Genomic DNA, 318 nt, shown 5'->3' with positions numbered 1-318 from the left:
GGTGACGATCACCGGTACCAATGACGGCGCCGAAGTGAGCGGCAAGGACAAGGGTGCGGTGACGGAAGACGCGTCGAACCCGAACCTGACCGACACCGGCACGCTGCTGGTGACGGACGTCGATGGCACCGACGAAGCGCAGTTCCAGACCACGGGCATCGTCGCCAGCGCGGGTGCGCTGGGCGGCCTGGCGATCACGGCGACCGGCGACTGGACCTACACGGTGGCGAACGCCGACGTGCAGTACCTGGGCGAAGGTGAGACGAAGGTCGAGACCTTCACCGTGAAGACGGTGGACGGGACGACGCACGACATCGT

1 protein-coding gene is annotated in these 318 nt (G+C 66.7%); it reads left to right on the top strand.

The window, feature by feature from the left end; translation table 11 throughout:
• A partial coding sequence (locus ACLIIZ_RS21140) for a VCBS domain-containing protein (RefSeq protein WP_416695689.1) occupies positions 1–318 on the top strand: 318 nt, incomplete at both ends.

The organism is Azonexus caeni, assembly GCF_048146105.1.
GTDB classification, from domain to species: domain Bacteria; phylum Pseudomonadota; class Gammaproteobacteria; order Burkholderiales; family Rhodocyclaceae; genus Azonexus; species Azonexus aromaticus_B.
Note: the sequence above shows the minus strand (reverse complement) of the source record. Positions and strands in the feature narration are given on the sequence as shown.